We start from the raw sequence: 4,651 nt of genomic DNA, 5'->3' as shown, positions 1-4,651 counted from the left end.
AGCAACCCGGGCGACGGCCTGACCCAACTCGCCATAGCCGAGAATGCCGAGGGTCCGTCCAGCCAGTTCGCGGATAGGGTAGTCCATCAGGCAGAAGCGCTCATGCTGTTGCCAGGCGCCGCTGGCGACCGCGCGTTGATAGTCGGGTAAGCGAGTCGTCAGGGCCAGGATGAGCGCGAAGACATGCTGCACCACCGCCGGCGTGGCATAGCGCACCACGTTTGCAACCGCGATGCCGTGCTCGCGTGCCGCGTTCAGATCGATATGGTTGGTGCCGGTTGCGGCAATACAGATCAGTCGCAGGGAAGAGGCCGCGGCCAGTACAGCGCGATCCAAGGCCACCTTGTTGGTCACCGCGATCTGCGCATCGCCAAGGTGCTCTAGGATCTGGGTCGGTTCCGTCTGCGGATAACGTCGCCAAGCGCCGCAGACTCGGTCCAACGGGGACAGATCAAGGTCGCCTTGGTCGATGGTGGCCAGATCCAATAAAACGCCGTTTAGCGGTGACATGGTGGGACTCGTAACGGGGATTCAAGACGCGATGGTCGCATGATCATAGGCTCGCGGTGGTCTATCCCAAACGGAGACAAGATGCCGCAATCCATCGAAGCCGAGATCACAACCGACGGCAAGGCCAGGTTCCCGAAGTCTGATAAGGTAGTATGGCGGGTGTGAACTTTAGTCACCTTTCTGGCAGCCAGCGTCGCGAGCGGCCTTGTGCGGGGCTCTACTCAAGCCTTGCCCAGCGTTTTCGATCGTGCCGGCTTGCGCACTGCTCAACCTGGCGATCTCGGCAGCAGGAAAAACGCGATCGCTGTGAATCGCAATGCCTGGGACGATGAGACCGATGGGGCTAGAACAACAGGATTTGCCACAATGGTGGAACTGGGAACTGGAGCTGACACCGCCTGCTCAACCTGGCGATCTCGGCAGCAGGAAAATCGCAATCGCTGCGAATCGTAATGCCTGGGACGATGAGACCGATGGGGCCAGAACAACAGGATTTGCCAGAATGGTGGAGCTGGAGCTGACCCCGCATGTGCTCAAGCGGATGGAAGATCGGGACTTCAACGAAGTTGATCTGCGAACGATGTTAGAGCATGCCCAGGGCTATCGTCCCGACGCAGTCGAAGGACGCTGGATCATCGAAGCACGACACCAACGTCGACGCTGGCAGATCATCGTGGAGCCAGACGAGCTTGAGCGGCTGCTCGTCGTCGTCACCGCCTATCCGATGACAAGGTGAATCAATGAGATCATCCTACCTCGAAGTGACCTTTCGCCGCGGACGTCCATTGGCGGCCTACCTCTACCTTCCTCGCACACCGGGCGACAAGAGCGATCATGTCGAGGAGGCAGGCGCTGGACTGCTGGTGGACTACACCGCGAACGGCAAGCCGATCGGTATCGAGATCACCGCGCCCGCACAGGTCGATGTCGCGGAGCTGAACCAGGTTCTCGTCCATCTGCACGCGCCTGCAGTGACGAATGAGGACATTGCGCCGCTTCGCGCGGCCTGAGCCGCCGCCCCGAGCAACTGTCGACGAGAAACCTCATCCCGAGACCGCGATGCGATCGATCCGCTCATGGGCGATCATGCTGTGCGCATAGGCGAGGCAGGCGTTGATGTCAGCCTGCTCGAGGTCTGGATAGTCATCCAGAATCGCCTCCGCGGATTCGCCTTGAGCAAGCAGGCTCAAGATCAACTCGACGGAGATGCGCAGGTCGCGGATGATGGGCTTTCCGCCGAACACCTCTGGACGGACGGTAATCCGTCCTAACAGCTCGTTTTGGCTCATGGTCATCATCTTTCGATCGTCGTTCGGGGTCGCCAGGGTTAACCGATGGCTCGCTTTGGGCTGAAAAGACGCTTGCCGGACGGAGTAGGGCGCTGATCAAGAGACCACACCCCCACATGCGCTTGAAGAAAACACAGCCTTGTTGCTCTGCGGTTTCCCACTGCCAAGCAGTGATGTTGCGCTAGCTGATGGCCTTAATCGCCACCAAATGCACTTCCCACGCCTGCAATGCGGCGCGCTTTTCGTTGATGTAGCTATGCCGATCATAGTGGACGGATTGCACGCCACTCAGGCCATGGCTGAGCAGTTGCGCGCGCGTCTCACGACTGATCCCCATGCTGGCGAGCATGGTTTCGATAGTACGCCTGATATCGCGGAGGTTAAACGGCTCGGCCTGCATGTCGGCAGTGAGTTCCACAAGCCGCTTGCCGGGCGTGGTTTCAGCCATCGTCGCGCCACCTGTAGACATCCAGAGCGATAGGCTTGGCGGTCGCGGTCGGTCGGACGCGCTGGACTCCGCTTGTTCAACCTTATGCTGAGCGCGTTCGATCAACTGAGCCACCAAGGCCGCGCCCTTAGGTGCGAGCGGGATCAGATGCTCTCGCGGCTCGCGACGTTTGCCTTTGGTGTCCCAGAGTCGCAGCGTCTGGGTATCCTCATTGTAGTCGGCCACCCGGGTTCTGAGCAGCTGCGACATGCGCTGTCCGCCCGCAAGCACGGCCAGTCGCAAGGCGAGATCAGGCAGTTCATCGGTCAGCGCGGCGAGATAGTCGCGAAGTTCAGCCGCACTCAGGGTGCGATGGCCGGCGCGAACCGGAATCGTCGGAATGGCATCGACTGGGTTCATCTCCACCGCAAAGGTGGCCATCGTCGCATTGGCTGCGCTGTCGTACGGCGCACGAATCGCCATCGCATAGGCGGCGCGAAGGTAGCTACGCAGCACTCCAGCCGTGCGCTCTTTGCCCGCTGCGCTTCCCGAACCCTGCGGATGATGGTCGCCATGTCCCGTGGCGTCATGTCACGTGCCGGTGCTCGGGCAAGGTCTGGATGAGCCTGTTCCACGTGCACCTTGAACACGGATCGGGCATTGCCAGCGCTCTTTCGCTTGCTCTGTTGTTCCAAGGCGTGAGCGTAGGCGTTGCACAGCGCGATCAGGGTGCTTTGACGCTGTGCTCGGGCCTCTGCAAGCGCGGCTTCCTGGGCGGCTTTACGTGCCTCCTCAGCCGCCTGACGCGCTGCCTCCTCGGCCTCAAGGTGCTCGCGAAGGTTCTTCACGCCCGACAGATAGAGCTTGGAAAGCTCAGCCGCCTTTGAGCGCGCCTCCGCCAGGCTAAGCCCGTCGTATCCTTCCTCATCGAAATGACCCAGCGGTAGGGCATACCGACTGCCATCGGCTTGCGTATGTCGAAAGTAGATGCGGACGATCTCGCCGCTGCGCCGGAACACCAGGGTGCCTGCACCACGCGCGCCACCATCAGACAGCCAGACGCCCGGTTTCAACGCCCGAAGCCCCTTGATCGTTACCATCACTGCCCCGATTCCCGTAGCCGTTTGGTAGCCGTTTGTCGGTGGCTTTTGCAAGTACACCGCAGACGAGCCAAGAAGCTGTAGTCTACTATGTACTTGTTTTACAATGCTAATCGATCAACACAATGGATTTCATCGGACTGTACTGGACCGCCGTTTGGGCAATTGGAATTGATTTGTAATCAGCAGGTCGTCGGTTCGAATCCGTCCGCCAGCTCCATTAAAAAGAACGGGTTAGCTTCAATTTAAGCTAACCCGTTTTTCATTTTAGGCCTCCGGGGTAACGCTGGGGGTAACATTTTGCAGGCGTTTGAACGGTGGTGATGAAATGCTGGCGGACCGTGTCGATGAGGGAAAGTGGCGGCTGAGCCAGAATTTTGATGATGAGCGGTAGCGGTCGGCGATCTTCGTTGTCAGCGGCTCCCATCCGGTGAATCTCCGTCCAGGCCTGTTTTCTTTAGAGACCCTCGGCATCACCTCGACCGACGCGCGTGAGCGAGGCGACGACCGCCGATCGCCACCAATATCGGCGACGTTCGATCACCAAAGGTGATGGGGTAATCCCCAGCTTGATCCAGCGCCACAACGTCATGTCGCTAATGCCGCCAGCCAGGCGCCGGACCTCATCAGCAGTGATCAAGCGATCGTTGTCGATCTGGGGCTCGTTTGGGGTCGGGGTGCTGTCAGTGCGATGCGTTTGTGTCTGCATAGTCTTTCTGCATGGTTCGTGGAAGAAAACGCGATCCTGGACTCGCGCCTGTTCGATAGAACAATCAGTGTCCCTGGTGATCACCTGCTGGTCTCAAGATTACCCTCTCTGAGGGTGTCCCCAGCGATGGCAGCCCATCCGCGTTGATCGCGTGAAAGGCGTCTTCTTGGTGATCTCTTGCCGAGCACAGCCCTATTCAGCGGGTTCATCGGGTGGCATGTCATCTGTGACATCACTCCTCAGCGGCGCCCGTTATCCGGTGGGCTGCACTTCAACGGCCTCACCATCTTTTGCCGACCGCAAGCCACCCCGTGGCCGCCAAACACTGCGTTGCTTGAGTTTGCAGATCGGACACTGCAGCGCGGTGCGCGAAAAGTCAGCAGCGAGGTAATGGATGTGGCACTGTCGGCAAAAGCGCCGCAAAGTCAACCCGGTGGTTAGATCCCGGGCCAGTACCCAAGCGGCGTTGATATCGATCGGCGCTCCCAGACGCCCTCCAGCCCCAAGACGGTCCCACTGCTCCCGGTACAACCGATGGGCCTGCAGCAACGCCTCAAGCTGGATCTGCCGCTCTGTCTCGGGACCGCCAAGCGCACAATAGAGTGCAATGAACAGT

The 4,651-nt window shown here is 59.7% G+C and carries 8 protein-coding genes; 2 read left to right on the top strand and 6 right to left on the bottom strand.

Annotation, left to right across the window (positions count from 1 at the left end; translation table 11 throughout):
• Nucleotides 1-510 (bottom strand): NAD(P)-dependent oxidoreductase (locus VBE63_RS24935; protein ID WP_323685709.1); only part of this gene is annotated, 510 nt, incomplete at its 3' end.
• Nucleotides 511-847: 337 nt separating this feature from the next.
• Between VBE63_RS24935 and VBE63_RS24930 the strand changes: the two genes are divergently transcribed.
• Both VBE63_RS24930 and VBE63_RS24925 read left to right on the top strand, forming a co-directional pair.
• The gene (locus VBE63_RS24930; RefSeq protein WP_323685708.1) at nucleotides 848-1,246 is read left to right on the top strand and encodes a DUF4258 domain-containing protein; all 399 of its coding nucleotides are present in this window, start codon (nucleotides 848-850) and stop codon (nucleotides 1,244-1,246) included.
• Between the two features lie 4 nt (nucleotides 1,247-1,250).
• Nucleotides 1,251-1,520, top strand: a complete 270-nt coding sequence (locus VBE63_RS24925) for a DUF2283 domain-containing protein (RefSeq protein ID WP_323685707.1) — start codon at nucleotides 1,251-1,253, stop codon at nucleotides 1,518-1,520.
• Nucleotides 1,521-1,553: 33 nt separating this feature from the next.
• On the opposite strand, the gene VBE63_RS24920 is transcribed toward VBE63_RS24925, so the two are convergent.
• The 5 genes from VBE63_RS24920 to VBE63_RS24900 all read right to left on the bottom strand — a co-directional run.
• Complete coding sequence (locus VBE63_RS24920) at nucleotides 1,554-1,799, bottom strand: DUF433 domain-containing protein (protein ID WP_323685706.1); 246 nt, start codon at nucleotides 1,797-1,799, stop codon at nucleotides 1,554-1,556.
• A 181-nt stretch (nucleotides 1,800-1,980) separates the two neighbouring features.
• Entirely contained in the window at nucleotides 1,981-2,742 is a 762-nt protein-coding gene (locus VBE63_RS24915; RefSeq protein WP_323685705.1) for a hypothetical protein, read from the bottom strand.
• Nucleotides 2,643-3,326 carry a hypothetical protein gene (locus VBE63_RS24910; RefSeq protein ID WP_323685704.1) on the bottom strand — a complete coding sequence of 228 codons (684 nt, stop codon included), beginning with the start codon at nucleotides 3,324-3,326 and terminating at the stop codon, nucleotides 2,643-2,645. Before VBE63_RS24910 ends, VBE63_RS24915 begins: the two co-directional genes overlap by 100 nt.
• 457 nt (nucleotides 3,327-3,783) lie before the next feature.
• Nucleotides 3,784-4,035 (bottom strand): hypothetical protein, encoded by a 252-nt coding sequence (locus VBE63_RS24905; protein WP_323685703.1) that lies wholly within the window; start codon nucleotides 4,033-4,035, stop codon nucleotides 3,784-3,786.
• A 252-nt stretch (nucleotides 4,036-4,287) separates the two neighbouring features.
• Nucleotides 4,288-4,651, bottom strand: a 364-nt coding sequence (locus tag VBE63_RS24900; RefSeq protein WP_323685702.1) for a FlhC family transcriptional regulator, incomplete at its 5' end; no start/stop codon positions are given.

Source organism: Lamprobacter sp. (assembly GCF_034860625.1).
GTDB lineage: Bacteria > Pseudomonadota > Gammaproteobacteria > Chromatiales > Chromatiaceae > Lamprobacter.
The sequence above is the reverse complement of the archived record's forward strand: the minus strand, read 5'-3'. Positions and strand labels throughout refer to the sequence as shown.